Genomic DNA, 24,847 nt, shown 5'->3' with positions numbered 1-24,847 from the left:
CGGTCAGCGGTCGCCGGCCGCTCGTTTGATGTAGCGGTACAGCGTGGTGAACACGACGGCGTTCGTCGATAGACTCGAAAGCAACAGGAACTGGTTGCGGCGTTCGGTCCACTCGATTTGCTCTCGCTGCTGAGTCGCGGTCGCCGCTGCGAGCTGTGAGAGGGCCGTGCCGAGCCAGCCGAGGGCCGCGAGGACGAGGAGGAGTCGTGGCAGTCGGTCCATACCGTCCGTTCGTGCCGGACAAATATGGCTGTTGACGTTTCGCTGTCGTCGTTCGAAACGCGACGCGAAAGGGACGAACGACTACCGCTGAGCCAGCCCGTCAGAGCGCGACCAGTCCGAACGCGTCGTTTAGCAGGGACACAGCGACGGCGAGGAGGGCGAGGCCACCCACGCCATAGAGCAGCGTCCGGGTTCGCAGCCGACTCCGCAGTCCGTCCAGTCCCCGGTTCGATATCACCAGCGGCGTCTCCTCGCTACCCCGTAACACCGGCTCACCGTCCTCGAGTGTGACCTCGCCGTGAACGGTGACCGACTCCCCGTCGGGGAGGCGACGCGATTCGAATCGGTACCGACCCAGCGAGAGGGTGTCGTTGCCCAGTCCCTGGGCGACCGTTCCGCCAAGCGGCGTCTGCCGCTGGTCGAGTCGGAAGTCGACACGCTGGCCCCGTAGGTAGGCGTACGGCGTCGACCAGGGACGACTAGATCGGGGTCCCGAGACGTTGGTCCCCGACAGCGAGAGGTCTCCGAGGTCGGAGCCGCCGTACCGGTCGAGCAGCCACGACGGATCGACGCGAACGGTTCGCATCCCGTCGTCGACCGAGAAGGTGCCGGCGTCGATACCCGACTCGTAGGTCGTTCCGCTCTTTTTGATCGTCCGTCGCTCGAGGTCGACGGTGTACTGGTTCTTGCTTTTGAGCCGCTGTATCCGCCAGACGAGGAGGGCCGTCGGCGACGCATCGCCTCCGGCCGCGTCGTACCCGTCGCCGACGGTCGCTTCGACCGGGTCGGCGACCTCGACGCTTCCCTCGACGGTCGTCGTCTCCCCGTCGACGAAGCCGCTCGAGCCACCGGTTCCCGAGGGGAGCGCACGGTACAGGGTGGCGTTCGCGTACGAACGATAGCCGAGCCAGAGCGCGACGAGAAAGACACCCGCTCCGACGAGTATCGTCGTTTCCGACATGTGACGTACTCTCGAGTCTACCCTAATAATTGTTCGCAGGGCGACAGAACCACAGTTCCGTCGGCTATCGGAGCGCGAGCCGCACCGCGTCCGCGATCTCACGAACTCGGGCGACGTGTTCGTACGACCCCTCACGGACGCCGTTGGTCACGTACGCGAACGCGACGTTCGTCTTCGGATCGGCCCAGCCGACGCTCGAGCCGAGCCCCGCGTGGCCGAACACGCGTTCGGGAGTCAGCGAGCCGAACGGGTCGGCGCGGGTATCACCGTTCCAGACGCCGAGTCCGTACCGGGCGGGTCGGCCGAAGGTGTCGTCCACGTCCGTTTCGGCCTCGAGCGTCGTCATCGCCGCGACGGCCTCCCGGGAGAGGAGACGCGTACCATCCAGCTTGCCGCCATTGGCGAGAGACGCGTAGAATCGGGCCATATCCCGTGCGGTGCCGATCCCGCTCGCGGCGGGGACGACCGATCGACGGACGGATTCGTCGTTGAAGGGGTCCGCGACCAGCCGGTGGTCGCCCAACCCTTCCTCCGGATCGCGACACCGGTCGAACGCCTCGAAGCCGACCAGCGTCGCGACGTCGTCGGGTTCGTCCTCGCGGAGACCGATACTGGTCTCGTCCATTTCCAGCGGTTCGAACACGCGTGTTTCGGCGACGCGCTCGATGGGGTCACCGGCCACACGGCGGACGAGTTCACCGACCAGCCAGCCGTAAGTCAGCGAGTGATACGCCACACGCTCGCCGGGCGGATGCTGTGGCTCCATCGCCTCGAGCGTCTCGATGCAGGCCGTCCAGTCGCACCATCGGTCCGGCCGGGCGTCGAGGTCGCTACGTGGGAGCCCCGCGGTGTGGCTGAGTACGTGCCGGACGGTGGTCTCGGCCTTGTCGGTTCCGTCGTCGGCGAACGTGGGCCAGTGGTCGACGACGCGGTCGTCGTAGTCGATTCTCCCGTCGTCTACGAGCGCGTGTAACGCGGCCGCCGCATACGGCTTCGTACAGGAAAAGAGGACGTGACGCTGTGTCGGCGTCGTCGGCTCGCCGTCCGGCCCCGTTACGCCGCCCGCACGGTCGAGGACGTACTCGCCGTCGACGACCACCGCCAGCTGTGCACCGTGGTGGAGCCCCACCTCGAGGTGTCGGTCGAAAAGCGCCGCGATTCGGTCCCGGTCGGCCTCGGAGAGGCGAGACATATCGGACCAACCGGCGGCGGAACCCTAATTTCCCCGGTTCTCGAGTGCGATTTCGGGTTCCCGTTTCCAGCGAGGCCAACGGTGTCGATATCTCGAGGCGAGACGGTTCGGTGTGGAGGAACTGAGGAGAGGTGAGGAGGTGTGGAGAGGAGTGAAGGAAGTGAGGAGAGGTGGAGAGGTACGACGAAAGAGGAACCTGATGAACAGAAGTAGAACAGGAAACCAGCCGAAACGAACGATCGGCGATCCCGTCGTCCTCAAGCGTCGTCCGATGGATCGAGCAGTTTCGCCTCCGCCTTTCTGAGGTGCTCGAGCAACGTCGTCTTCGAGACATCGGCTTCGTCCGCGAGCTCGCGGGTCGTGACCTCTCGGGGCCACGAGTAGTAGCCGTGCTCACAGGCGAGTTCGAACATCTCGCGCTGGCGATGGGAGAGCGAGTCCGTCCGTTGAGAGCGGTCGTTCGTCGCGGCGTCGTTGGTTCGAAGCCGCTGGACGGTCACGTCGGCGCTGTACTCCGATCGGACCGCCTCGAGGCGATCGGAGAGGGCCGCGCGGTCGCCGCCCTCGAAAAACAGCGGCCAGTACTCGGTGCCGTTTTGGATACGGACGGGGGCTTCCTGGTAGAACTCTCCCGCGAGAAACGCGTCGCTGATGGTGTTTCGCGAGTCGTACGTGACGAACAGCTCCGTCGCCGGCTTTCCGCGGACCGCGCCGTGGCGTTTCACGCCGTGGCGACGTTCCATCTCGGAGACGGAGACGGTCAGATCGGACGCTCGCGTCGCCGCCACGAGCCGCTCGACCGATCGCATCGTTTCCCCGTACGCGGTGAAGTGTCCCTTGACGTCGTGTCCCGTCTCGTTGTAGACGGTGTGTGCGATCAGGCTCGCGTCCGTCTCTTCGGTGACCTCGAGCGTCCAGCAGTCGGGGTGCCAGACCTCGAGCGTGAGACGGAGACCAGTGTCTACGGCGGTGCCCGCCGGTTTCGCTGTCGGATTCGAATTCATGCGTAGTCGGTAGTCGCCGTTCGATCGGCCGGACGGTGGGTGGTACCGCTCGACTAGTCCATGTGAGGGCGGGTGTATATGTGTACTGGAACCAATCAGCACAGTAGACGATGGACGATAGACGACGCTCCGGACGGGATCGAACGGCAACGACGGCACCGGCTTGGAATGGGATTCTCCCCGCCGATGAGGACGAGCACGAGCGCAGGGACGAGCACGAGGAGGTGGCAACCGCCGCATGAGCGACACGACCGGCGACTCCGAACTCCCCGACCGAACCGATACCGTCGTCGTCGGCGGCGGCGTAATGGGGACGAGCATCGCCTACTTCCTCGCTCGAGCGGGTGACCGGTCGGTGACGCTCCTCGAGCGGGACACGCTCGCCGCCGGATCGACCGGCGACTCGTCGGCGATCCTCCGGCATCACTACGGCGACGAGACGATCTACACGGACATGGCGTGGTGGAGCCACGACTTCTTCCGTTCGTTCGAGCAGGAGGTCGGTCCACGGATCGCATACGAGGGCAGTCCGCTGGTCCGGTTCGCCGACGAGGGGACCCCCGGCGGGGCCTACGCCCGCGACGGATACGACGCGCTCGCCGAGCGGGGTATCCCGGTGTCGATGCAGGAGGGGGACGCGATCGTCGAGGAGTATCCGATGTACGACGGGGCAAGCGAGTTCGACCTCGCGGTTAGCGACGATACTGCGGCCTACTCCGACGGCTCCGACGCGGCGCTTGGGTTCGCTCGCGGTGCCGGCGAGCACGGAGCCGACATCGTGACTGGCGTTTCGGTAACTGGAATACGGACGCACAACGGCGACGTGACGGGCGTCGATACGGATTCGGGGCCGCTCGAGTGCGACGAGGTCGTCGTCGCGGCGGGGCCGTGGACACCGCAACTCGCCGAGACGGTCGGGGTCGAGATTCCCATCAGGCCCGTTCGCGAACAGATCGTGTTGCTCGATCCGCCGTCCGACTACGCGGAGGCGTACCCGTCGCTGACGCCGACGACCAGCCTGCCGGACGGCGAGTGGTACATCCGACCGGACTTCGGAGAAGGGGTTCTCGTCGCGACCCATCGATACGTAGACGAGGTCGACCCCGACGACTACGACGAGGAGCCGGACGAGGAGATGATGCTCGAGCTCGTCGAGAACCTGGAGACGGTCATTCCGGAACTCGCCGACGCCGGCATCAAGGGGACGTACTGCGGGGTGTACTCGACGACACCGGACCACGACTTCGTGATCGACGAGGCCGGCCCCGACGGCTGTTACTGGGCCTGTGGGTTCTCCGGCCACGGGTTCAAACACGCCCCGGCGGTCGGATCGCTCGTCACCGCCGTCGTTCGGGACGAGGAGCCGACCCTCGGCGACGAACGGATCGATCTCGACTACTTCGCGCTCGAGCGGTTCGAAGAGGCTCCCGACGGGAACGGCGCTCCCGACGATTACATCTGATCTGCGTTCGGTCGCACGTCCCCCGCTGCCGAAGGAAACGGCCGCCGCTACGCGTCGGACAGCGAAAAGCCACCTAGCTCGTCTCGCGTGTCCGAGAGGAACGTGTGGCGGCCGATGACGTACGCGGAGCCGGTGACCGCCGGCGTCGTCACCGCGACGCCGTTCCGATGCTCGACCGTACGGAGACGACCGGTAAACTCGCTGCCGATGACGCTCTCGTAGCGGTACCGCTCGTCGACCTCGAGTGCATCTCGCGAGTGAAGTAGCGTCATCTTCGCGCACGTACCGGTGCCACACGGCGAGCGATCGACCTGCCCGTCGCCGAAGACGACGAGGTTCCGGTCCGCGCCGTCCGCGTCGGCTTCGTAGAACTCGACGACCGAAACCCGTCGCTGATCGCCCGTGATCGGATCGACGAGATCGGCGTTCTCGTTTACCCTGCGGCGAATCTCGAGACCCAACTCGACGAACGTCTCGGCGTTTTCCGGCGAGATTGCCTGGTCGATGTCGTCGGCGTCGACCAGCGCGAACACGTTTCCAGCCGCGACGACGTCGACGGAGAGCGTGTCGGTGACGCCCGCGACCTCGACGGTGAGCCGGCGCTCGCCGACGACGTACGAGTCGACGTTCCTGACGGTGACGCTCTCGACTCGCCCGTCCGTGACCGTCGGTGCGGTCTCGACGAGACCCGCCGGCGTTTCGACGGTCACGGTCTCGGCGGGTTCCAGGTGGCCGGTCTCGAGCAGCGCCGTCACGGCACCCATCGTGCCGTGGCCACACATGTCTAGGTACCCTTCGCCGTCCATGAAGAAGAGGCCGAGATCGGCCGCCGGCGAGGCGGGAACCGTAGGGACGGCACCGAACATGTCCGCGTGACCGCGGGGCTCGCACATCAGCAGCTCGCGAACCCAGTCGTAGTGGGTCTCGAACAGTTCGCGCTGGTTGCGAACGTCGCCGCGTTCGATGCGCGAACGGTCGATCCCGCCGGTGACGATCCGGGTTGGTTCGCCGGCCGTGTGCGTGTCGATCGTCTCGATCGCGATGTCGCTTTGCATGTGATCGGTCGGTTCCTGGCCTTACAGCCGCTCTAGCGACTGGATATCTTCTTCGGACCAGTCGTAGAACTGGCTGTCCGTTTCCTCGAGGGCGTCGAGACACTCGTTGTACCGCTCGCGGGCCTCTTCGGCGAGCGGGTCCTCCGGGTTGGCTTCGACCCACTCGCGCAGTTGTGCGAGCGCCTTCGGCGAGTAGGTATCAATGCGATCCTGCTGCTCGAGTAACGCGACTTTCCGACTCTCCTGGCGCATCGTGCGAACGAGCGCCCAGGTGGCGATCCCCCAGAAGGCTGCCAGCGTGAACGCGAGCATTCCGAGGACTTCTGCCGTAAGCGCCATCAGTCATCACCCCCCGTGACGTCGGTGGGTTCGGACTCGCCGCCACCACCTCGTTCCCCGCCTTCGGCGATCGACATGACGACGTAGCCGATGACCGGCAGCCCGACGAGCACGGCGACGCCGCCGTACATCTCGGCCGTGCCGAACGAATCGTACGCGTAGTAGGCCATGATGAAGATCATCACCGCGGGAACGACGTACTTGATGACGGGGTTCCACCAGCGGCCGACGAAGATGCCGGCGTTGCGGTTCACCGCGAGGAGCCGGAGCCGTTCCGGCCCCATCGCCCAGCCGATGACGCCGATGATCGCAAGCGTCGCCAGCGGCAGTCCCCAGTTCCCGAAGACGAAATCGAGGTAATCGAGGATGTCCGCGGAGTAGGCGCTCGGGAGTCCCAGCAGCCAGATCACGCCACAGAGCCCGAGCGTGGTCTGGGTCCGGTCGAACCGGGTCTCCTCGGCGAGCGTCGTGACGCCGACCTCGGTGATGACGACGCCCGACGTGAACGTCGCGAGGAAGAAGCCGACGAAAAACAGGATGGCAACGATCCCGCCGAGTGGGATTTCGGGGAAGACCTGCACCAGCGAGACGAACGCGAGTCCGGCACCCGCGTCCGGCTCGAGCCCGACTGCGAAGACGACCGGGAAGATCGCCAGCGCGGCGAGGATGCCGATGCTGGATTCCCCGATCGCGGTAAAGACGCCACCACCGAGAGGAACGTCGTCGTACTCCCGGAGGTAGCTGCCGACCGTCAGCGCGATCCCCCAGCCGAGACCGGTCGAGAACAGCGCCTGTCCGAGCGCGGCGATCCAGGTGTCGCTGTAGGTGAGGTACTCCCACTGCACGCCGAAGGTGAACGCGATCCCTTCGGTCGCACCATCGAGGGTCAGCCCGCGGATCGTCATAATGACGAGCGCGATCACCAGCGCCGGGACTGCGTACACCACGAGGCGTTCGACACCGCGACGGATACCGAGGATTAGGACGGCTGCGATCGAGCCCATGACGACCGTGTGGAGCCCGATCATCAACGCCGAGTTCGCGAAGAGCGCGTCCATGAACTCGACCGCCTCGAACCCCGATGCTGTAAAGGTAAACAGCAGCGAATGGACGGCGTAGTACAGCGTCCATCCGATCAGCGGCGAGTAGTACGACATCAGCGCGACGTTGACCAGCAACACGACGACGCCGAACCCGACCAGCCCGCCGCGGCCGAGGACGTCCCGAAACGCCCCGATGACCCCTTTCTTCGTGTACCGGCCGAGCGCAACCTCGGCCATGAGTCCCGGTACTGCGAGGACGAAAAGCAAAGCGAGAAACGCGAGCACGAACGCGCCGCCGCCGTTTTCGCCCATCACGTACGGGAACCGCCAGATGTTACCTGCGCCGACCATCGCCCCGAGCATTGCCATCAGGAACCCGAATCGAGTCCCCCACTCGGCTCGAGCGGTTTTCGCTTCAGATGATGTCATGGTCCATCACACCATACCAACCTACCACACGCTGTTATATATGATGTCGCCCATGGTAGGGTCCGGCCACAACGGGCTCGAGTTGCGCAAAGCACGCATCAGTGGCGAAACGAGTCGGTAATCTGGAGTACGGCTCGACCGAAACGGGACGGGGATTCGCCGACCAGATAGGTGGCCGTTCCGACGGGTGGTTCCGTTCCCGTCCGCGGCTCGTTCGACCGACGTTTTTAGCCCCCCGACCCGAAGGGCCGGCATGGACCGCAAGGAGTTTCGCGACCTCGCCTCGCCACAGGACGCGCGTGAGGCGATCGACTCGCTGTCGCTCGAGGGCGGCGTCGAACGAGCGTCGCTAGAAGACGCCCGCGGGCGGGTTCTCGCCGCCCGGCTCGACGCCGAACTGGACGTTCCCGGGTTCGACCGGGCGAGCCTCGACGGCTACGCACTACGTGCCCGGGATACGTTCGGTGCCGACGAAGCCGACCCCGCCCGCCTCGAGGTGGTCGGTGAGGTTCACGCAGGAGAGGACCCCGATATCGACCTCGCGGACGGCGAGGCCGTCGAGATTTCGACGGGTGCGGTGATGCCCTCGGGCGCTGACGCGATGGTACCGGTCGAACGGACCGACACCGACGAGTTGGCGGGCCGTGCGGACGTTCTGATTCGAACCTCGGTCGCCCCCGGCGACAACGTCATGTTCGCCGGCGCGGACGTGGCCGCGGGCGAGCGGGCACTGGGGCCCGGAACGAGGATTACGCCCCGCGATGTCGGCTTGCTGTCGGCGCTCGGGATCGACGAGATTCCCGTCCGTGCGCCGCCGACAGTCGGCATCGTCTCGACCGGTGACGAACTCGTCCGTCCCGGCGAGGAAGTCGACAGCGCACGCGGCGAAATCTACGATGTCAACAGCTATACCGTCGCCGCAGGTGTCGAAGACGCCGGTGGCGAGGCCGTCCTCTACCCCCACGCCGGCGACGACCGCGAGGAGATGGAGCGGGTGTTACGGGAGGCCGCCCGGGAGTGTGACCTCGTGCTCTCCTCGGGATCGACAAGCGCCAGCGCGGTCGACGTCATCTACGACGTGATCGAGGAAGGTGGCGAACTGCTGCTCCACGGCGTCGCCGTCAAACCCGGCAAACCGATGCTGGTCGGCCGCCTGGAGGACTCGGCGTACGTCGGCCTGCCGGGCTATCCGGTCTCGGCGATGATGATCTTCCGGACGTTCGTCGCGCCGGCGATCCGCGAGGCCGCGGGACTACCCGAACCCGAGGCCGCGACCCTCGAGGGCGAGATGGCCGTCCAGGAACGGTACGGGGAAGGTCGCATGCGGCTGATGCCCGTCGGCGTCGTGACCGACGGCGACGGCGACACGCTGGTCTACCCCGTCGACAAGGGAAGCGGCGCGACGACCAGCCTCGCCGAAGCCGACGGCGTGGTCGAGGTCGATCCCGGAACTGACTACCTCGAGGCTGGCGAACCCGTCACGGTTTCGCTGTTCTCGCCGGACGTCCGGCCGCCGACGCTGCTGGGCGTCGGCGAGGACGATCCGACGCTGAACCGACTGCTCGACCGCCTCGAGAACCCGCGATACCTCTCGGAGGGGACCGAGCCGGGGTTTCGACGGCTCCGTGAGGGGGTGCCGGACATCGCGGTCGTCGCTGGGCCCGCCGACCGGGACATCGACGCGGCGGTACTCGGCGACTGGTCCCGCGAGTGGGGGCTCGTCGTCGAAGCCGGCAACCCTCGGGAGATCGAGGGGCTCGCGGATCTACTCGACCGCGACGTTCGGTTCGTCAACCGGACGACCGATTCGGGGCTCCGGACGAGCCTCGATCGGGCACTCGAGGACGTAGCGGAGGGCCGCGGATCGAACATCCGCGAGGTGACCGACGCGATCGACGGCTACGGTCTCGGCCTGCGTGCCCACGAGAGCCCGCCACGGAAGGTCGCGGCTCGTGAAGCCGACGCCGCGCTCGGGCTGGCCGAGACGGCCGAACGGCTCGACCTCGAGTTCGTTTCCCTCGGCCAGCAGCGCGTTCGCGTCCTCGCGAACCCCGATCGCGTGGAGAAAGCCGGCGTTCGCGAACTCGAGGGGGTCCTGGAGAGACACCTCGAGTGAGAGTCCGGTGCCACGAACGCCCGGCCCGGTCGAACGTATCCGGAACCCGGACGGTTAACCCTCGCTGAAAAGCCATTTTTGGTCTTTGACGGAGTACGTGTCGTGATGTCGACGATAGCGGAACTCCGCCTGTCGGCCACAGATACGACGCTCGAGCAGACGTTCGAGCGGGTGCCCGACGTTACGGTCGAACTCGAGTCCTCGGTATCGAAGAACCGGCCGTCCCTCTGGGTGGCGAACGTCGACCGTGAGCGGATCGAGCGGGCGTTCCACGCCGATCCGGCGGTGAGCTCGACCGAGCTTCTGGTCGAGACCGATCACCGGCTGTTGTTCGACGTTCGGTTCGCCGAGAACCGAGGGATGAACAGACTCTACGAGGAGTTGCTCGTCGAGGGAAGCTCGTTGCTCGAAGCCTGGGGCACCGACGGCTGGTGGCAGATGAAAGTCCGGTTCCCTGACCGCGAGGGGCTCTGTGAGGGGTACGACCGTCTGGTCGAACGCGGCGTCGACGCCGACCTCAGACGTGTCAGTGACGTTCGACAGCGAACCGAGGTCGAATCCCGGCTGACGCCCGAACAGCGGGAAGCACTCGAGGCAGCCCTCGAGTACGGCTACTTCGAGATTCCACGGAGCGTCTCGATGGAGGAGTTAGCCGACGAGCTGGGAATTTCCCATCAGGCGCTGTCGGAACGGTTCCGCCGCGCGTACGAAACGCTCGTCAACGACGAACTCGAGTCGGCAGGCCGACCTCAGTAAAAGCCACGCGGTGTCAGTACGAGTACTCGAGTTCGTCGAACGACCGCACGCGGTAGTCCCCGAGCACGCAGCGGCCACGGCGCTCGTGGCCGATGCGTTCGACGTGGATCGCGTCCAGTCCGGCGTTCCAGGCCGCGCCGACGTCGCAAGCGCCGTCACCTGCGAGCACGCCCTCGTGGCCGTTGTGTCCGACACCGAGATCGTTCATCACGCGCTGCACCGGCGTCGGATCGGGTTTCCACCCCGTCTCCTCGGTACAACAGAGCCGTGCGTCGAACCAGTCGCGGATGTCGAGTTCGTCGAGAACGGGTTCACAGAGGAACTGTTGGCAATGCGTGACCAGTCCGACCGGCTCCTCGAGGTCACCGACGAACGCGGCGTCCTCGTGGAGGTACGTCTGTTCGGCCCGGACCTGCGGGTCCTCCTCGGCGTGAAAAGCGTCCCAGAACGCCCCGGGCTCGAGCCCCCACTCCCGGAGCTGTCGGTCACGAGAGCCGGTGAGCCCGTTCCAGAGGATTTCGGCCTCACGGTCGGAAAACCGGTATCCGAGCCTGTCGCCGACCCGATCGAACACGCCGCGGGTGTACGACCACTCGACGTCGACGAGCGTGCCGTCGAGATCGAGCAGCCAGAAGTCGTATTCGGAGGCCATTGGGACCTTGCTCTATGGGTCTGTGCCGTATATGTGTAGCGATCGGACCGTCCGGCCGCCGTGACGGTCAGGTACCGTCGGTCACCCTGATACTCGAACCGAGATACTTCGAGAGCACTTCCGAGACGCTATCGGCGTTGAACGCCTCGAGGTCGGCTCCGATCTCCCCTTTGAGCGCGTCGTAGTAGGCCTCGTCGGTGCGGAGTTCGCTGAACGTGACGGATTCGACCGCGAGTGGGTCGTCGCCGTCGTCCGCCTCGAGCCACTCCGTCGCGAGACGGCGCGCGTACTCCGGGTCCGAGACCTCGCCCCGCCAGAGCGTGTCCCGGAAGAACAGCCATCCGTCCGTTCCGGGTTCCGGCGCATCCCGGCGGACCGTGAGTTCGGTGGTTGCGCTTCCCGGATCGACGGTAACCGCCGGCGTCGGGCTCCGAACGCGGACGGTGACGCGGAAGACGTAGGCAGCGTGCATGCTCGGACGATGAGACGTCGGGAACAGTCGGAGAGCGGTACTTCGGTCTGGGGTCGAGTCGTCAGGGTCGGAGCTCGAGTCCGGGCCGGCTCCAGTCTGAGCCGTCAGTCGACCGGACCACACCCGCTCCGTTCCCGTCTCGGCTCGTCTTCGTCCGGGTCAGGCCTCGCGTTCGGACTCGATCAGTTCCGCCATCTCCACGTCCTGGTCGGTGATGCCGCCCTCTTCGTGGGACGTGAGCCGAATCTCGACTTCCTTGTACCGGATGACGATCTCCGGATGGTGAAACTGTGACTCGGCGATCTCGCCGACCATCTGGGCGAAGTTGACTCCGTGGAGGTAGTCGTCGAACTCGTAGGTACGAACGATCTCGTCACCCTCCTGCGACCACTCGTCCGGCAGTTGTGCATCGATTTCGTCGTCTGAGAGTAAGTCGGCCATGTGGGTGAGGATGTAAGCCAACCAGATAATGGTTATGCTGAGGTCGGCCAGGCGGACACTCCGCCGGTGGAGTACGACGACTCAGTCGTCGTCGGTCGCGGCGAACGACTCGACGCCAGCAACGGGCGCATCGGAGTCGGTTGCACCCCCCGCACCCCCTTCGCCTGCGCTTGCCTCGAGCAGCGACGCGACTTCGACGTCGTCGTCGAAGTGCGGGTCGAACAGTTGCAAGGCGGTGTGGATCGTCTCCCAGTCGTCTTCGGCGGCCGCCTCCCGAAGGCTTCTGGTCGGTGGCGCGAGCAGCTGGCTCACCAGCGTGTCGGCCATCGACTCGACGACCTCGCGCTGGGGCTCGCTGAGGTCCTCGCCGAGCTGGGACAGCGCCTTCTCGAGTTCGCGTTCCTTGATCCGGTCGGCCGACTCGTACATCGCCGCGATCGCTTCGTCCGCACGGGCGCGCTTGTACTGGTCGAGCAGGAGATCGAACTCCCGATCGACGATCGCTTCGACCTCGCGAGCCGCCGACGCCCGCTGGCGTCTGGTTTCCTCGGTGACCGACTCGAGGTCGTCGAGGTCGTACACTGCCACGGACGGAAGCTCGTCGGCCGCGGGCGCGACATCGCGTGGTTGGCCGAGATCGACGACCACCCGCTGTGAGCGATCGTGACCCGGATCGACACCGGCGTCGTCTCGGTCGCTCACCGCGGCGGCCACGAGGTGGCCGCGCTCGAGTACCGGTTCGTCGCTGCCCGTCGCGGTGACGACTACGTCGGCCTCGGTCGCCGCAGCCGACAGCGACTCGAGCGAGAGGGCTCGCGTGTCGCTGACGGGAGCCTCCGTCTCTAGCTCGTCGGCGAGGTGGCCGGCCCGCGAGACCGTCCGGTTCGCGATCAGCACTTCCTCGACGCCCGCGTCCGCGAGACTCCGGGCGGCCAGCTGTCCCATCTCGCCTGCACCGACGACCAGCGCGGTCGCCCCCTCGAGGGACAGCTCCTCGGCGGCGAGGCGGGTCGCTGCCGACCCAAGCGAGACGACGCCCTCGTTGATATCGGTCTCGGTGCGGGCTCGTTCCCCGACGTGGATCGCCTTCGTGACGGCCGGTTCGAGCATCGATCCGATACCGTCGGCCTCGCGTGCGTCCTCGTAGGCGTCCCGAACCTGGCCGATGATCTGATCCTCGCCCAGGACGACCGATTCGAGTCCGGCCGCGACCCGCAGGAGGTGATGGAGACTGTCGTCGTGGCCGGTCCTGACGATCGCCTCGTCGTCGACGTCGGCGAAAAACTGCTCGAGGGCCGCCCGGCCGACGGCCGCGTCGGGGCCGACGACGTAGGCTTCGACCCGGTTGCACGTCGCGAGTACGTACGCCTCCTCGATCCGGGGCAGCGAACAGAGGTTGGCGACGGCCGCGGTCTGTCGATCGGGACTGGCGTCGGCGAGATCGTCGACACTCCCGCTGTCGTGTGTGACGCGTGCGCCGCTTACGACGCCGGCCCCCGTCATTGCCGGTCACCCCCCATACCGTCGTCGCGTTCCTTACCCTGACCCAGCACGTCCTCGATCACTTGCTGGCGATTAGAGTCTCCACTACGTAAAGTTGTCCAAACTTCCGACGAGCTGGCGACACGGGAAACCACCTCCCGGCGCTGTGCCGGCGACGCGTTTCGGGATCGAAGTTCGGTACGCAACGTGTCGCACAGTCGCGCCACCTCACCCGCACCGTCGATCGACTCCTCGAGTTCTTGTCGTAGATGCTTGCTCAGGGCTGGAGCGGTCCCGCCGGTCGCGACGGCGACGACGACGGGATCATCGCGGATCGTCGCGGGGACGACCACGCTTCCCGGATCGCGCCCGCCCGACCGGTCGGCCCTGTTGACCAGCACGTCTCGGTCTCGAGCGGCCTCGACGATCGCTTCGTTGAGTTGTCCATCGTCGGTCGCCGCGACGACGAGCGCGGGATCGGTTCGCTTGAGCCAACCGTCGATGTCGTCCGGATCGGGCGCGGCACGAACCCGATGGACGGTGCCGATCGCGTCGGCGTCGGTGGAGCCGTGGCAGTCGTCACCGTCGGAACGCGGCCCCGCGGACTCGAGGTCGTCGAAGTCCGCGACGAACGCTGGACTGACGACGACCACGTCCGCCTCGCGCGAGAACCGTCGGGCCTTCCGGGCACCGACGGGACCACCGCCGAAGACGAGCACCGTCGCGTTCGAGAAATCGTGTAGGAGCGGGATCATTGCGGAGATGTGCGTCGGGTGTTCGCTTCGACCCGTTCGGGTAGTCTGATCCCCGACTTCTTCAAGATACGTGTTGAAAACAGCGTCCCCCACTCGTCTTCGGTGATCTCCTCGTGGTCGGCGACGAGCTCGTAGACTCGATCGATCCGTCGGTGACACTCCGCCTCGGTGCGGCCGTGGACCATCGCGAACAGGTTGTACGACCAGACGCCGTCGTGGCGGGGCCGCTCGTAACAGTGGGTCACGAACGGGAGCGAACCCACAGCGCGTCCGACTTCGGGGACGAGGTCGTCCGATACGTCCCACACCGTCATTCCGTTTTCCGTATAGCCGAGCGCGTAGTGGTTCGGGACGATTCCGATCCGGCGAATCTTCCCCTCACGGTCGAACCGTCGGATCGTGCCACGAACCCACGCCGGCTCCCGTCCGATAGCGGCGGCGACGTCCGCGTAGGGCGTCTCGGTCAACGGCAGTCCGTCCTGTACCTCGAGAACCAGATCGCGCTCGGCCGGCGAAAGCGAATCCGGCGTTCCGGTGTGGTCCCGGCCCGGCTCGGTGGTGGGGTCGGTGTCGGGGCCAGGGTCGTCGCCGGAGCCCTCGAAGTCCTCGAAGTCCTCGAAGTCCTCGAAACCATCGAAACGCCCAGAACCGAGCCGAGAGAGGTCGACCCCGACGTGCTCTCGGTCGGGAGCGTCGTCCGTGCCCTCCGTTCGTTCCCCACCTACCGCATCCGACAACGGGCCGTCGACCGGGAACGTCGCCTCGAGTTCGAACTCCCGGCGTTTGGGCATCGCGTACGTCTCCGTTCCGGTCTCGGCCTCGATCGCCGACAGTACCTCGGAGACACGGTCCTCGTCGGCGACGGACACGACGAACCAGAGGTTCAGCTCCGGGTGATCGCGCTCGTAATTGTGAGCCACTTCGCGGCGGGCGTTGATCGCCTCGGCGACCTCCTCGAGCCGGTCGTCGGGAGCCGACGCCGCGACGAGTACCGCGGTGCCACCGATCTCCTCGGCGTCGATCAGCGGCCCGAACCGGGAGATAATCTCGCGCTCGTCGAGCGTCCGGATCGTCTCGAGGAGGGCCGTCGCGGAGACGTCGATTCCCCGCTCTCGGAGCGCGGCCGCGGCGGGTTCGAACGGTCGTTCTACGACCGGGAACCCGCCCTGGAACGCGTTGACGATGGCCCGCTCCCGGTCGGAGAGAGCGACGTCAGGAGACATACGAGTGGATCGGGAACGGGCAGGCATAAGGGACCTGTCGACTCCTATGTTCTGGGAACGGCGACAGCGGCCGTGTTAGGGGTGAAAACGATGCTTACTCCCCTTCGACGCCGGTCACGTCGAACCCCAGCTCCCGAACGTCCCCGAGGATAGCCTCGTGATCCGCGCTGGCCCGATAGTAGATGACGACATCGAAACTCCCCTCGCGGAGCAGTTGCTGGCACTCCCAGACGAACTCCTCGTCCTCGAGCGTGAGCCCCTGGTGCTGGTTCGAGGAAAAGTCGGGGTCGTCGTTGCCCGAGTAGACGAAACAGTCAGTGGGGTCGTAGCCGGAGTGGTCGGCGATGATGTCGCCGATGTCGATCGTCGCCTGCATCATCTGAACGTCCTCGCTACCGTCGAACTCCGTGTGGACGATCGCCCCGTTGAGTTCGATCTCGCCGGGCTCGAGCAGTGCCTTGGTGCGCTGATAGAGGTCGTCGTCGATCGCGTCTGCCATCGTCGGAACGAGGGCGGCCGCACTCATAGCCGTCACGATTCGGTCGGCGGAGTGTCCGGCCGTATGGCGGGCGTTTTTACCCAGTTCGATGTCGTGGTTGCCAGTCTCACAGGCAGAAAGTAACACACAAGACACATAATCGTCGGTCTCGTGGACTCTGCCGATGAAGCGGTGGTTCCGCCGTCGCGTCGATGCGGTGTACGAGCGTGTCCTCTCCCGAGAGATTTCCGGCGCACCGACACACGTCGCGGTAATTCAGGACGGCAACCGTCGGTACGCACGCCGCAAGGGCGACGACGCTCCGCGGGGCCACCGCGAGGGCGCGAAGACGACCGAGCGCGTTCTCGAGTGGTGTCAGGACGTCGGCGTCGAAGAACTGACGCTGTATGCGTTCTCCACTGAGAACTTCGAACGGCCCGACGAGGAAAACGAGGAATTGTTCGACCTCCTCTGTGAGAAGCTCCGGGAGTTCGCCGACGCCGACCGCGTCCACGAAAACGAGGTCGGCATCCGTGCGATCGGCGAGATCGAGCTGCTTCCCGAGCGCGTCCAAGAGGCCGTCGACTACGCCGAGCGACGGACCAGCGACTACGATGCGTTCGTCCTCAACATCGCCTTGGCCTACGGCGGTCGATCGCGGCTGCTCGAGGCCGCCCGCGGGGTCGCAGCCGAGGTCGACGACGGGGCACTCGAGCCCGACGAGATCGACATCGGGACGATCGAACGGCGGCTGTACGACCGTCCGGTCCGGGACGTCGATCTGATCATTCGTACCGGTGGCGACGAGCGGACCTCGAACTTCCTCCCCTGGCACGCCAACGGCAACGAGGCTGCGGTCTTTTTCTGTACGCCCTACTGGCCGGAGTTCTCGAAAGCCGACTTCCTCCGGGGTATCCGGACGTACGAGCACCGCGAGGAGTCGTGGCGACGCACGCGAGCACGTCGGGCGATGGCGCTGCTCGGCGCGCTCGGCGATACGGAACTACCGGAGGCCCGATCGGTCGTCGACCGGTTCCGCGACTCGCTGCCGACGGGTGAGCGACCGAGCGAGGACGAACTGACGCTCGGCGAAGACGTCGACAGCGAGCCGTTCGCGGACTGAACGGGAAGCAAGGGTTATGGCGACGACCGTGTCTATCGAAAGCCGTCGAGCTACGTCGAACGACGAGCCCACGTCGACGATCCCCGTACGTCGAGGTGTGCGTAAACGCCCAACCAGGCGACCGCGTCGACGTATCCCCGAACGAGAACGCAGCGACAGATCGTGGCCGTGATCGTGATCGTGATCGTGCCCTCGAGAAACCCAATCGCGGGCAAGGAAAGCGAGAGCAGTCGTCGTTCGACGACGAGCGGGACGACCAGCAGGAGGATCGACGGGTACGCCCGGAAGAGTCGGAGACACCACAGCAGCGACTCGAGCAGCGTCCGCCGGATCGTTTCGGCAGACAGGTCGCGACACTCGAGACAGGCACAGCCGTCGACGTGGTGACGCTCCGTGACAGGCGAGACCATCGGGTGACCCGTGTCCGACCCACTACGGGAAACGGACCCTTCGACGACAGCGTCGGTCTGGACGTTGCCGTCCGGGGAGCGGGACCCGCTCATTCGCCGCCGAGCGGCCGGGTCACCGTTTCGCCGATCGTGAGGAGGATCGCCGGCGGTCCGACGAGCGACGGGGGAGGGAGTATTGTCTCCCCGCGCCGAGGACCCAGCCGACTGACGGCGTCGCGCCCCGAACTGCCTCGAGGGCTGCACCGAGGAGCCCACCCAGCACGAACGGGAACAGGAGGAACCACACACCACACGATCGATCTCGCGGCCGCGAGGCCGACCGAACCGATCAGTTCCATGGCGGTCGCGAGCTGGCTGCCGGCGGCGGCGAACCCGGCCGCGAGCAGGCCCGGATTGTCGAGGAGGGCTGTCCACCCGTCTTTGAAGGCGGCGATCACTACCATGTTCCGGGGTTCGACGCGTTGGGTATTAGATTGCCGAAGACTCAAAGCTTATTTTGAGCCTTTTACAGTCCTAAGAAGACGGATGAGTGGATGTGAGTAGTGTCTATCGACCGAACCGCCGTGACCGATTGCAGTACTCGCGGACCGCCCGTAAGAAGTCTCGCTTGCGGAAATCACGCCAGTTGATGTCGGTGAAGTACAGTTCGGAGTAGACCGACTGCCAGATCATAAAATCCGAGAGTCGCTCCGCGCCCGTCTTGATTACCAGGTCCGGCTCCGACGGAAAGACGAGGTGGTCTTCAACTGCCTCGTCGTCGATCGCCTCGGGATCGAGCTCGCCCTCGGCGACGCTCCCGGCGAGCGTCCGCACCGCGCTCGTAAACTCGTGTTTCCCGCCCAGCCCGATGCCGATCCGGATCGGCGCGTCGGCCGGCGTCCGGTCGTCGGGGCCACGAACTGCCACCTCTCGAGGAGCGTCGACCGTCTCGAGTTCCCGTCGCAAGGCGGGGACGGCCTCGCGATCGAGTACGCTCACGTAGACGGTCACCAGCGACGCATAGTCGACGGCCCACTCGAAGAAGTCGGTGAGCGTCCCGTAGGCTCCCTGCTCGAGCAGGTCGCGTTCGGTGATGATCAACGCGACGTGGTCGGGTGGCTCGGCCTCGTGGCGACGGATCCGGAGGGCGAGATAGCGTTCGTACAGACCCACACCGCCGGATATCCCGGCCGGTACCATACGCGTTACGTTCCAGTTCACACGTCGACTCTCGACGAGCGAACGGGAGCCCCACAATCCTGCCCTCGTCGATGGGACAAAAACTCCGGCAAAACGCCCGTAGCACCCGAAAACGCGTTCGACTCGAGTTCGGGAACCTTCAAGTAAAGCCGACAGAAAGGGTCCGATATCGTGACAGCACCCGTTCGGCGGGCCAGCGTCTTCGCGGTACTCTGTACGCTTTCGCTGGCCGTTCCGCTCTTCGGACCGCGGGTCGCAGGTGGGATCGCGGCGCTGCTGCTGGTCGGCGCGTTCGTCCTCACCGACGGCCCCCTCTTCGAGCTCCTCGCCTACCCTGGCGACTACGAAGACGGCCGACTCTACGGCCTGCTGACGTTCGTCCTCGCGGGGGTCGCCCTCGGACTGCTCGCGGTCGGCACGGAGATGTCGACCGCGGTGTTCGTCGGGACAGTCTTCCTCGTCGGGTACGGCAACCTCGGCGAACAGGCCGCCCGTCTGCGGACCGACGACGACGTGGCGCGGGTGACGGCCTTCTCGATCGCGGGGGCGATCGCTGGCGTCGTCGGCCAGGCGGCGACCGTCGCGGTGACGGAGCCGGCCCCGGTTGCTGCCGTCGAAGGGAGCCTTCCGGAGATCGTCTTCCTCGCAGCCAGCGGCGCGCTCCTTGCCGCCCTGCTTCGGGACGTGTTACTCCTGTACGACGCGCCCATCGTCATGCTCTCCGTCGGCCTGTTGCTGTGGTTGCTTGCGGAACTCGAGCCCGCGCTCGGTGCCGTCGAGATCGTCGCGGCGCTTGCGGTCACCATGGCGCTTGGATACGTCTCTTACGCGCTCGAGACCGCCTCGGCAGCCGGGATGCTCACCGGCGTCCTCCTCGGGCTGTTGACGATCGTACTGGGCGGCTACGGCTGGTTCGTTGTCCTCATTTCGTTCTTCGGGATCGGCGGCCTCGCGACGAAGTTCCGGTACGAGCGAAAGCGAGACCTGGGGGTCGCCGAGGACAATGGCGGCGCTCGCGGCAGCGGTAACGTTCTCGGGAACGCCGCCGTCGCGCTCGCTGCTGTTCTCGGTTACGCGGCCAGCTCCGCGACGTTGCTTCCCGGCGACCCCGACCCGACCCTGTTTCTGTTCGCGTTCGCCGGCTCCGTCGCGACCGCCATGAGCGACACGCTGTCGAGCGAGATCGGCAGCGTCTTCGAGACGACCCGGCTGATTACGACTCTCGAGCCCGTCGAGCCGGGAACCGACGGTGGCGTCACCTGGCAGGGCGAGGTTGCCGGCCTCGCCGGTGCGGCGATCGTCGCCGGTATCTCGTTGTGGCTGTTCCCGGCAGTCGACGCCGCCGGCGCGGCGATCATCGTCGCGGCGGGGTTCGTCGGGATGACCGTCGACAGCTTGCTCGGGGCGACGATCGAGGGCACGCTGCTCGGAAACCAGGGTGTGAACTTCCTCGCGACGCTGTCCGGCGCGGTCGTTGCGGCACTGCTCGTGATATCGTTCGCGGCGCTTGGGTGATACGGTTTACTGTGGTCAATTCTCGCCGATCGCCGACCCCGTTGTGGTGGTCGGCGGTAACTAGTTACAGCAATCCAGATGAGTCGGGCTCCGTCGACGAGAGCGGTCCGGAAAAACGGAAGATGAAGACGGAAGCAGGCGGGCCGGTCTACTGTCGTTCGTCTCGAGAGCGAGAGAGCGAGAGAGAGAAAGTGAGAGTGAGAGCGAAAGTGAGCCCTAGTCGTCCGACACCGAAGCAACTCGCTTTCTGGTTCGGTATGACTGTGACTCCGATTTTCGTGCCGTTGGATCGCTGTTCGTGTTCGCATTCGAGTCGGAGTCCAAGTCAGAGTCCGAGTCAGACAGTCCCTCTCGCTCGGCTGCCGACTCGAGTTCGGTGTCGTCCGCCGGCTCGAGTTCGGTCGTGGACTTGGACTCGAGCGTCCGAACGTCGATCGAAGCGTCTGGCAGCCGCACCCGCTCGGCCGACCGCCGCTGGTGGTGGGCAGCGACGTTCGTCGCCCCGAACAGCACGAGCGCCCATGCCCCGAGCAAGAGCAGTGCAGCCGCCGGTGGCGGAGTCATACTCGAGAGTCGGGACCGACGGATTATCAACGCCTCGGAACCGCTAGCCCCGAGCGAACCGTTTTCGGGGGAGACGTGATACCGTACCAGAGTCCTGGGACCTACGCGGTCGAGTCGCCGCCGGCCGGCGGCTCCGATGCGATGTCGTCGATCGCGTGAATCCGAACGGCGGTCGGTCGCTTGGTAAACTGCCCGAGCGAGCGGGCGACGATCCGGTCGACGCCGCGGTCGGCCGCCAGGTCCACCAGTCGTTGGCCGAGAATTTCGTCGAGAACCATCGTCTCCGGGACCGTCTCGAGGTCCTCGAGCGACGTGTACGCGTCGCTGGCGGGACCTTCCTCGATCACGTCGCCGCCGGTATCGAGGTACCGGACGCGGTCGGTTCCGGCGCGGATGACTGCCGAGGCGTGTTCGTAGACGGTCTCGAGGGACGCCGACTGTTCGTCGTCCGCGTCCACATCCGCGTCCGCGTCGCGGTCCAGCTTGGCGTTGCTGGGTTCGGCCTCGTCACCGACAGTGCCCGTTTCGTCGTCTCCGTCCGCGTTCTCGTTCTCGTCCTCGTCCTCGGCCTCGTCTTCGCTTTCGTCCTCGACCGCGAGGTCGGTACCCACCCGCGCCGATGATCGGCTCGTGTCCGTACCCGCCATCGACTCGGGCTCGTCGGCCGCCGGTGGACTACCCGTTCCCGGTCCGGGAAGCGAGTTCGGCTCGGAGCCTGTAACCGCGGACGATCCAGCCGTCGCCGAGCGCGAATCACTCGGGACGGGTGTGGCGCTTCCGTCGGTCGCTGCGACCGCTTCACGTGGTTCGTTCAACCCCGACACCGTGTCGTATGGAACCTTGTTCCGGAGCGCGGTAAACAGCTGATGGTGATCGAGGTCTTCGACGGAGTCGCCGGACGGAGCAAACGCCACGTAATCCACGTCACCGACCTGGGCCAGCTCTTCGAGGATGAGGTCGCCGCCGCGGTCACCGTCCAGAAAGGCCGTGACCGTCCGGTGCTGTGTCAGTTCCGCGACGGCGTCCGGGACGTTCGTCCCTTCGACGGCGATCGCGTTCTTGATGCCGTATTTGAGCAGCGTGAGCACGTCGGACCGTCCCTCGACGACGATGATGGCGTCGCTGTCGGTGACCCGCGGACCCGCCGGCACCCCCTCGTACTCGGTGATGTCCTCGACGCGGACGTGCTGGCGGACCTCCGCGAGGATCTCGTCGGAAGTCATCACGGAGTCGTCGAACCCTGTCTCGAGCAGCTCTTTCGCCCGTTCGACGACCGCCTTGCGTTTGGCCGCGCGAACGTCCTCGATCTCGGTCACCTCGAGGTCGGCCCGACAGGGACCGACGCGAGTGATGGTCTCGAGTGAGGCCGCAAGCGTCGCAGTTTCGACCTTGTCGAGGCTGGTTGCGATAGTGAGGTGGCCGTGTGACTGGCCCGCAGTGCTCGCTATTTCGACGTCGATACGTCCGACTTTCTGTGACTGGCGGAGATCGCGGAGATCGAGTTCGTCGCCAAGCAGGCCTTCGGTCTGGCCGAAGATAGCGCCGACGACGTCGCTCCGCTCGACGACCCCGTCAGCCGTGACGTCCGCGTGAATGAGGTATTTCGAGGTGTCTTCCATTGGAGATCCGGCCCCGAGAGGGGCAGCGACGCGAGGGAAATCGCGCGCGAAAGCGGTTTACGTAAGCTAGAATCGTGACGGGCAAATAGCTGTTGACATCCGGGGAATTCGCGACGGAAGGCGGCTGGGCGTCGATTGCTGCCCCCGAATCGACCGTCGATAGCCGGCACGTTCGGGTGGTCTCGAGACCGCAGGAGCGTTCAGTACGCCGGCCGGTACCAGTACCAGTAGGCGGTAACCGCGAGCAAAACGACCAGTCCACCGAGGAAGAACAACGCTCCGGGCGGGATCGTCGTAAAGATCGCATCTGCACCGCCGTCGGCGATCGCCTCGTACGAACTCGGGTCCTCGGCGTACCACTCCGGTTCCGAAGCGTCGTCGCCGGCGTCGAAATCGGCCTCGTCTTCGGCAACGTCGTCGCCGACATCGTCGGCTTCGTCGGATTCGCGGTCGTCAGTGGCGACTCCGACATCGTCGCCAGCGTCGTCCCCGTCGGCATCGGTACCGTCGGCCGGCTCGTCGGGCTCCTCCTCGACGTCGCCCATCGGTGCCGCTTCGGCATCGTCGCCGACGGCTCCCGGCTGGGTCCGCACGTCGGCTTGGGGAGTCAGCCAGTTCGAGAGCCCGTACTGGACGAGGAGACTCCCACCGGCGAGCGCGCCGATCCCACCGATCAGCCGCGAGATTGCGGACTTCAGCTGACTCGCCGTCGACTCGTCGCTCGTGACGATCAGCGGGCCGTCGGTCGTTGCGTAGACGCTCATCTCGTTGCCGCGAGAGGAATACCAGGTGTCGACGACCTCGACGAGGCCGGCCTCCTCTAGGTTCTCGAGGTGGTAGCGAACGTTCTGGATGGACGAATCGATCGCGTCGGCGATGTCACTCGGGGTCCCCGGCTGCTCGTCGAGTTGTGAGTAGATCTGCCGGGCAGTCGTCGACGAGAGGGCGCTGAAGACCGCGTCGGCGTCCTCCCCCTCGAGGTCGACGACGCGTGGGGCCCCCTCCTGGGCGGGCGTATCGGAGCGGAACGGGAAGAGACGGGCCATATCGGCGTTGGTTCCATTCTCTTGTCATCCCTTAAACTCCTTGTCTTCGCTGAAAGAGCGATTTTACCTTGGACAAGAACTGCATTCGTGTGCGTAATCGTCGAATAGCCGACCAACCGTCGGCCGCCGGGTCCGTGACGGTGAGCGGTCTCGTCGCGCTCGAGACACACGGATTGCTCTCGGGAACCGGTACGCTTTCGACGGTGACCACGGATCGTAGCGTACTGACGACCACAGCGGGCGAGGGACGCTTGTCCCGACGTTTCGATTTCGGTACTCGAGTTCGATAGCAGAAGTTCTTCATCAGAGTTAGTTGAAGGGAAAGCGTTACCAAGATCGCATCCAACCACCGAACATGCGCCGGCTGGAACTGGTGGGCTGGATCGCAGTCGCCGTCGTCCTCAGCGCGCTGTCGATTCCGTGGTTTCTGTGGGGCGACGCAACGCTCGTCGCTGGCGTGCCGCTGTGGCTCTGGTGGCACGTGGGCTGGATGCTCCTCGCAAGCGTCGTCTTCTGGCTGTTCGCCCGGCGAGCCTGGGGGATCGGAATCGAACCGCCCGGTTCGAGCGGCGACGGACGCGGCGAACGAACCGCGTCGCGGTCGGGGTCCGGAGGTGAGCAGCCGTGAGCGTCGCCGTCCAGTTGGGAATCGTCGTCGGCTACCTCGTGATCGCGCTGGCCGTCGGCGTGCTCGCGTACAACGTCGCCGAGCGGACGGCCGAAGACTTCTACCTCGCGAGTCGGACGCTTGGGACGGTCGTCCTGCTGTTTACCACGTTTGCGACCCTGCTCTCGGCGTTTACCTTCTTCGCCGGGCCGAACGTCGCCTACGCGGAGGGGCCCGAATGGGTACTGGTTATGGGCCTGATGGACGGGATCATCTTCGCGATCCTCTGGTACGTCGTCGGCTACAAGCAGTGGTTGCTCGGCCGCCAACACGACTACGTGACGCTGGGCGAGATGCTCGGCGATCGGTTCGGCTCGCGACGGCTCCGCGGCCTGGTCGCGGGCGTCAGCCTCCTGTGGCTCTTTCCGTACGTCATGCTCCAGCAGGTGGGGGCCGGCACCGCACTCGAGGCGCTGACCGAGGGGGCGCTCCCCTACGCCGCCGGCGCGGGGTTGATCACGGCGTTTATGATCCTCTACGTCGTCGTCGCGGGGATGCGAGGGATCGCCTGGACCGACACGCTCCAGGGGCTGTTTATGCTCGTTACGACCTGGATCGCGCTGCTCTGGGTGCTCGCGGTGGTCGGCGGACCGACGGCGGCGACCGCAGCACTCGAGGTCGAAGCCTCCCAGCACCTCGCGC

General features: G+C 65.9%; 27 protein-coding genes. 7 read left to right on the top strand and 20 right to left on the bottom strand.

The genetic code is table 11. The features are described from left to right. Window positions 1-3: 3 nt before the first annotated feature. The 4 genes from C446_RS17345 to C446_RS17330 form a co-directional block, all read right to left on the bottom strand. Entirely contained in the window at window positions 4-222 is a 219-nt protein-coding gene (locus C446_RS17345) for a hypothetical protein (protein WP_006674441.1), read from the bottom strand. Between the two features lie 100 nt (window positions 223-322). Next, window positions 323-1,183 carry a GIDE domain-containing protein gene (locus tag C446_RS17340; RefSeq protein WP_006674440.1) on the bottom strand — a complete coding sequence of 287 codons (861 nt, stop codon included), beginning with the start codon at window positions 1,181-1,183 and terminating at the stop codon, window positions 323-325. A gap of 64 nt (window positions 1,184-1,247) precedes the next feature. Next, the gene (locus C446_RS17335; RefSeq protein WP_006674439.1) at window positions 1,248-2,375 is read right to left on the bottom strand and encodes an EstA family serine hydrolase; all 1,128 of its coding nucleotides are present in this window, start codon (window positions 2,373-2,375) and stop codon (window positions 1,248-1,250) included. Window positions 2,376-2,632: 257 nt separating this feature from the next. Then, window positions 2,633-3,379 (bottom strand): helix-turn-helix domain-containing protein, encoded by a 747-nt coding sequence (locus C446_RS17330; RefSeq protein ID WP_006674438.1) that lies wholly within the window; start codon window positions 3,377-3,379, stop codon window positions 2,633-2,635. 238 nt (window positions 3,380-3,617) lie between these two features. On the opposite strand from C446_RS17330, the gene C446_RS17325 reads away from it, so the two are divergent. Then, window positions 3,618-4,841: an NAD(P)/FAD-dependent oxidoreductase gene (locus C446_RS17325; protein ID WP_006674437.1), complete on the top strand. Its 1,224-nt coding sequence runs from the start codon at window positions 3,618-3,620 to the stop codon at window positions 4,839-4,841. Between the two features lie 47 nt (window positions 4,842-4,888). Here the strand turns inward: C446_RS17325 and C446_RS17320 are convergent, their stop codons facing one another. From C446_RS17320 to C446_RS17310, 3 genes are read right to left on the bottom strand one after another with little or no spacing between them, the layout of a single operon-like run. Then, a complete protein-coding gene (locus tag C446_RS17320) occupies window positions 4,889-5,896 on the bottom strand; it encodes a proline racemase family protein (RefSeq protein ID WP_006674436.1) in 1,008 nt (335 codons plus the stop codon). Between the two features lie 21 nt (window positions 5,897-5,917). Further along, complete coding sequence (locus C446_RS18985) at window positions 5,918-6,235, bottom strand: hypothetical protein (protein WP_006674435.1); 318 nt, start codon at window positions 6,233-6,235, stop codon at window positions 5,918-5,920. Further along, a complete protein-coding gene (locus tag C446_RS17310) occupies window positions 6,235-7,707 on the bottom strand; it encodes a sodium-dependent transporter (RefSeq protein WP_083861162.1) in 1,473 nt (490 codons plus the stop codon). The genes C446_RS18985 and C446_RS17310 overlap by 1 nt, the downstream gene beginning before the upstream one ends. 253 nt (window positions 7,708-7,960) lie before the next feature. Between C446_RS17310 and C446_RS17305 the strand changes: the two genes are divergently transcribed. Beyond that, window positions 7,961-9,823 (top strand): molybdopterin biosynthesis protein, encoded by a 1,863-nt coding sequence (locus C446_RS17305; protein WP_006674433.1) that lies wholly within the window; start codon window positions 7,961-7,963, stop codon window positions 9,821-9,823. Between the two features lie 105 nt (window positions 9,824-9,928). After that, window positions 9,929-10,579, top strand: a complete 651-nt coding sequence (locus C446_RS17300) for a helix-turn-helix domain-containing protein (RefSeq protein WP_006674432.1) — start codon at window positions 9,929-9,931, stop codon at window positions 10,577-10,579. A 13-nt stretch (window positions 10,580-10,592) separates the two neighbouring features. Here C446_RS17300 and C446_RS17295 read toward each other — a convergent pair whose 3' ends face one another. From C446_RS17295 to C446_RS17265, 7 genes are all read right to left on the bottom strand, one after another. Then, window positions 10,593-11,231 (bottom strand): HAD family hydrolase, encoded by a 639-nt coding sequence (locus tag C446_RS17295; RefSeq protein ID WP_006674431.1) that lies wholly within the window; start codon window positions 11,229-11,231, stop codon window positions 10,593-10,595. Window positions 11,232-11,298: 67 nt separating this feature from the next. Further along, window positions 11,299-11,703, bottom strand: a complete 405-nt coding sequence (lwrS, locus tag C446_RS17290; RefSeq protein ID WP_006674430.1) for an LWR-salt protein — start codon at window positions 11,701-11,703, stop codon at window positions 11,299-11,301. Between the two features lie 159 nt (window positions 11,704-11,862). Then, a complete protein-coding gene (locus C446_RS17285) occupies window positions 11,863-12,144 on the bottom strand; it encodes a 4a-hydroxytetrahydrobiopterin dehydratase (protein ID WP_006674429.1) in 282 nt (93 codons plus the stop codon). An 81-nt stretch (window positions 12,145-12,225) separates the two neighbouring features. Further along, the gene (gene hemA / locus C446_RS17280; RefSeq protein ID WP_006674428.1) at window positions 12,226-13,647 is read right to left on the bottom strand and encodes a glutamyl-tRNA reductase; all 1,422 of its coding nucleotides are present in this window, start codon (window positions 13,645-13,647) and stop codon (window positions 12,226-12,228) included. After that, on the bottom strand, window positions 13,644-14,381 hold the full coding sequence (locus C446_RS17275; protein WP_006674427.1) for a precorrin-2 dehydrogenase/sirohydrochlorin ferrochelatase family protein: 738 nt from the start codon (window positions 14,379-14,381) through the stop codon (window positions 13,644-13,646). Before C446_RS17275 ends, hemA begins: the two co-directional genes overlap by 4 nt. Beyond that, window positions 14,378-15,604: a siroheme decarboxylase subunit beta gene (gene ahbB / locus C446_RS17270; RefSeq protein ID WP_006674426.1), complete on the bottom strand. Its 1,227-nt coding sequence runs from the start codon at window positions 15,602-15,604 to the stop codon at window positions 14,378-14,380. The genes C446_RS17275 and ahbB overlap by 4 nt, the downstream gene beginning before the upstream one ends. Before the next feature lie 94 nt (window positions 15,605-15,698). Beyond that, entirely contained in the window at window positions 15,699-16,103 is a 405-nt protein-coding gene (locus C446_RS17265) for a DUF5778 family protein (RefSeq protein WP_006674425.1), read from the bottom strand. Window positions 16,104-16,266: 163 nt separating this feature from the next. On the opposite strand from C446_RS17265, the gene uppS reads away from it, so the two are divergent. Beyond that, complete coding sequence (gene uppS / locus C446_RS17260) at window positions 16,267-17,205, top strand: polyprenyl diphosphate synthase (RefSeq protein ID WP_006674424.1); 939 nt, start codon at window positions 16,267-16,269, stop codon at window positions 17,203-17,205. 50 nt (window positions 17,206-17,255) lie between these two features. On the opposite strand, the gene C446_RS17255 is transcribed toward uppS, so the two are convergent. From C446_RS17255 to C446_RS17245, 3 genes are all read right to left on the bottom strand, one after another. Then, on the bottom strand, window positions 17,256-17,708 hold the full coding sequence (locus C446_RS17255; protein ID WP_006674423.1) for a hypothetical protein: 453 nt from the start codon (window positions 17,706-17,708) through the stop codon (window positions 17,256-17,258). Beyond that, window positions 17,705-18,058 carry a hypothetical protein gene (locus C446_RS17250; protein ID WP_006674422.1) on the bottom strand — a complete coding sequence of 118 codons (354 nt, stop codon included), beginning with the start codon at window positions 18,056-18,058 and terminating at the stop codon, window positions 17,705-17,707. The genes C446_RS17255 and C446_RS17250 overlap by 4 nt, the downstream gene beginning before the upstream one ends. Before the next feature lie 103 nt (window positions 18,059-18,161). Beyond that, window positions 18,162-18,767, bottom strand: a complete 606-nt coding sequence (locus C446_RS17245; RefSeq protein WP_006674421.1) for an undecaprenyl diphosphate synthase family protein — start codon at window positions 18,765-18,767, stop codon at window positions 18,162-18,164. A gap of 198 nt (window positions 18,768-18,965) precedes the next feature. On the opposite strand from C446_RS17245, the gene C446_RS17240 reads away from it, so the two are divergent. Beyond that, entirely contained in the window at window positions 18,966-20,309 is a 1,344-nt protein-coding gene (locus C446_RS17240) for a DUF92 domain-containing protein (RefSeq protein WP_006674420.1), read from the top strand. A 216-nt stretch (window positions 20,310-20,525) separates the two neighbouring features. On the opposite strand, the gene C446_RS17235 is transcribed toward C446_RS17240, so the two are convergent. The 3 genes from C446_RS17235 to C446_RS17225 all read right to left on the bottom strand — a co-directional run bounded on the left by C446_RS17235 (window position 20,526) and on the right by C446_RS17225 (window position 23,538). Beyond that, window positions 20,526-20,873 carry a hypothetical protein gene (locus C446_RS17235; RefSeq protein WP_006674419.1) on the bottom strand — a complete coding sequence of 116 codons (348 nt, stop codon included), beginning with the start codon at window positions 20,871-20,873 and terminating at the stop codon, window positions 20,526-20,528. Between the two features lie 101 nt (window positions 20,874-20,974). Then, the gene (gene dnaG, locus C446_RS17230) at window positions 20,975-22,492 is read right to left on the bottom strand and encodes a DNA primase DnaG (RefSeq protein ID WP_006674418.1); all 1,518 of its coding nucleotides are present in this window, start codon (window positions 22,490-22,492) and stop codon (window positions 20,975-20,977) included. A 200-nt stretch (window positions 22,493-22,692) separates the two neighbouring features. Further along, a complete protein-coding gene (locus C446_RS17225) occupies window positions 22,693-23,538 on the bottom strand; it encodes an ArsR/SmtB family transcription factor (protein ID WP_006674417.1) in 846 nt (281 codons plus the stop codon). A 355-nt stretch (window positions 23,539-23,893) separates the two neighbouring features. Here C446_RS17225 and C446_RS17220 point away from each other — a divergent pair, with 355 nt between their 5' ends. Together C446_RS17220 and C446_RS17215 are read left to right on the top strand one after the other, a co-directional pair. Next, the gene (locus C446_RS17220; RefSeq protein ID WP_006674416.1) at window positions 23,894-24,166 is read left to right on the top strand and encodes a DUF3311 domain-containing protein; all 273 of its coding nucleotides are present in this window, start codon (window positions 23,894-23,896) and stop codon (window positions 24,164-24,166) included. Further along, window positions 24,163-24,847: sodium:solute symporter family transporter (locus tag C446_RS17215; protein WP_006674415.1), on the top strand; the 685-nt coding region annotated here is incomplete at its 3' end. The genes C446_RS17220 and C446_RS17215, both read left to right, overlap by 4 nt.

The sequence above is a fragment of the Halobiforma nitratireducens JCM 10879 genome, from assembly GCF_000337895.1.
Taxonomy (GTDB): domain Archaea; phylum Halobacteriota; class Halobacteria; order Halobacteriales; family Natrialbaceae; genus Natronobacterium; species Natronobacterium nitratireducens.
The sequence above is the reverse complement of the archived record's forward strand: the minus strand, read 5'-3'. Positions and strand labels throughout refer to the sequence as shown.

Coding starts and splice junctions, on each gene's coding strand:
- C446_RS17345 (WP_006674441.1), bottom strand. CDS start 222: ATGGACCGACTGCCACGACTCCTCCTCGTCCTCGCGGCCCTCGGCTGG.
- C446_RS17340 (WP_006674440.1), bottom strand. CDS start 1,183: ATGTCGGAAACGACGATACTCGTCGGAGCGGGTGTCTTTCTCGTCGCG.
- C446_RS17335 (WP_006674439.1), bottom strand. CDS start 2,375: ATGTCTCGCCTCTCCGAGGCCGACCGGGACCGAATCGCGGCGCTTTTC.
- C446_RS17330 (WP_006674438.1), bottom strand. CDS start 3,379: ATGAATTCGAATCCGACAGCGAAACCGGCGGGCACCGCCGTAGACACT.
- C446_RS17325 (WP_006674437.1), top strand. CDS start 3,618: ATGAGCGACACGACCGGCGACTCCGAACTCCCCGACCGAACCGATACC.
- C446_RS17320 (WP_006674436.1), bottom strand. CDS start 5,896: ATGCAAAGCGACATCGCGATCGAGACGATCGACACGCACACGGCCGGC.
- C446_RS18985 (WP_006674435.1), bottom strand. CDS start 6,235: ATGGCGCTTACGGCAGAAGTCCTCGGAATGCTCGCGTTCACGCTGGCA.
- C446_RS17310 (WP_083861162.1), bottom strand. CDS start 7,707: ATGACATCATCTGAAGCGAAAACCGCTCGAGCCGAGTGGGGGACTCGA.
- C446_RS17305 (WP_006674433.1), top strand. CDS start 7,961: ATGGACCGCAAGGAGTTTCGCGACCTCGCCTCGCCACAGGACGCGCGT.
- C446_RS17300 (WP_006674432.1), top strand. CDS start 9,929: ATGTCGACGATAGCGGAACTCCGCCTGTCGGCCACAGATACGACGCTC.
- C446_RS17295 (WP_006674431.1), bottom strand. CDS start 11,231: ATGGCCTCCGAATACGACTTCTGGCTGCTCGATCTCGACGGCACGCTC.
- lwrS (WP_006674430.1), bottom strand. CDS start 11,703: ATGCACGCTGCCTACGTCTTCCGCGTCACCGTCCGCGTTCGGAGCCCG.
- C446_RS17285 (WP_006674429.1), bottom strand. CDS start 12,144: ATGGCCGACTTACTCTCAGACGACGAAATCGATGCACAACTGCCGGAC.
- hemA (WP_006674428.1), bottom strand. CDS start 13,647: ATGACGGGGGCCGGCGTCGTAAGCGGCGCACGCGTCACACACGACAGC.
- C446_RS17275 (WP_006674427.1), bottom strand. CDS start 14,381: ATGATCCCGCTCCTACACGATTTCTCGAACGCGACGGTGCTCGTCTTC.
- ahbB (WP_006674426.1), bottom strand. CDS start 15,604: ATGTCTCCTGACGTCGCTCTCTCCGACCGGGAGCGGGCCATCGTCAAC.
- C446_RS17265 (WP_006674425.1), bottom strand. CDS start 16,103: ATGGCAGACGCGATCGACGACGACCTCTATCAGCGCACCAAGGCACTG.
- uppS (WP_006674424.1), top strand. CDS start 16,267: ATGAAGCGGTGGTTCCGCCGTCGCGTCGATGCGGTGTACGAGCGTGTC.
- C446_RS17255 (WP_006674423.1), bottom strand. CDS start 17,708: ATGAGCGGGTCCCGCTCCCCGGACGGCAACGTCCAGACCGACGCTGTC.
- C446_RS17250 (WP_006674422.1), bottom strand. CDS start 18,058: ATGGTAGTGATCGCCGCCTTCAAAGACGGGTGGACAGCCCTCCTCGAC.
- C446_RS17235 (WP_006674419.1), bottom strand. CDS start 20,873: ATGACTCCGCCACCGGCGGCTGCACTGCTCTTGCTCGGGGCATGGGCG.
- dnaG (WP_006674418.1), bottom strand. CDS start 22,492: ATGGAAGACACCTCGAAATACCTCATTCACGCGGACGTCACGGCTGAC.
- C446_RS17225 (WP_006674417.1), bottom strand. CDS start 23,538: ATGGCCCGTCTCTTCCCGTTCCGCTCCGATACGCCCGCCCAGGAGGGG.
- C446_RS17220 (WP_006674416.1), top strand. CDS start 23,894: ATGCGCCGGCTGGAACTGGTGGGCTGGATCGCAGTCGCCGTCGTCCTC.